Raw genomic sequence first — 1,149 nt, 5'->3', positions numbered from 1 at the left:
GGTAAATGACCGAGGGGAGAATTCGGCTCTAATTCAAAGTTTAGTTGCTCATAATTGAGCCATTGACCTTCCTTCCGCCAACCTAGGCGATCGCCAAGTTTCTTTTGGGTTTCATAATCCACTAAACCACCGAGACTAGAGAAAATGGCTTGCTGAATACTAAAACCGAAATGACCATGACTATAATGAAGCCAAAGTTGATCAATTTTTTTCAGATCCGAACAAGGTAATTGAGCAATATCTTGAGGATAAACCTCATTCCAGTAGGTTCTACCCAAAATTTTTAATAGTAGTTGGGTTGTTTGGCGATCGGCCGCTTGCCACTGTTGCTTTTTTAGCAAATCTTGTAATTGACTATAATCAAGATCCACGGATTCTTGAGTTAAGATATTTGGGGAAGTCGGGGGATTTTTAGAACTAGAAGATTTGTCAAGATTGTTTTGAGAGAATTGAGAAACAACTATTGCCAGGGGAATTTTGGGGATAGTGTCTTTTTGACAAACCTCTTGTTCTGCTAAATGAGCAGATAATTTATTGATGGTTGTTTCTAGGGAAATAAATTGTGCTGACCATTCACTTTCATTGAATAAGTAATCATTAAATTGCTCAGAGGAAAAAGCCTCTTTTAACCTTGCTTCTTTCTCGTAACCAGTTGCTAGAAAATTTAACAAAAACTCAGAATTTATGGCGGAATCTGACGTTTCTAAGAGATCAGGCTGAGGTGGAAAAATATTATCTACCAAATACTTAATTTCTCCAACTGTTGCATAAAATTCTTCATCCACCTTAAGGACTTCTTCTATTAATAATTGAAAAGGAGCAAAATAGTCCTGTAAGTAGTTTTCAAAATTAATCGCGTTTTGGGCAAGATTAGCAATTTCTTGGCGAACTTGTTGGGATTTGAGTTGGTAATGATTTAATTCCTCATAAATTTTGATTTCTTGAATAATTGCTTGCACAATTTTTTTCTGCTTTTGAGTATCCTCGGCTAATTTCTGCACTCCTTCCCCGAGTAATTTCGTTTTTTTCAACATCAAAAAAGATGTTTTTCCCAGTAGCAAAATCGCCCGAAAATTTTCCTGTTTTTCTAGCTTGAGTTGATTGAGAATGTTTTGATTATTATTATTTTTAATTTCTAACTTTATTCTC

At 35.3% G+C, this 1,149-nt stretch carries 1 protein-coding gene; it reads right to left on the bottom strand.

Annotated elements, in window-relative coordinates; translation table 11 throughout:
* Window positions 1-1,149 (bottom strand): GUN4 domain-containing protein (locus tag PX481_RS04570; protein ID WP_288093798.1); only part of this gene is annotated, 1,149 nt, incomplete at both ends.

Source organism: Microcystis sp. M53603_WE2 (genome assembly GCF_030065435.1).
The sequence above is the reverse complement of the archived record's forward strand: the minus strand, read 5'-3'. Positions and strand labels throughout refer to the sequence as shown.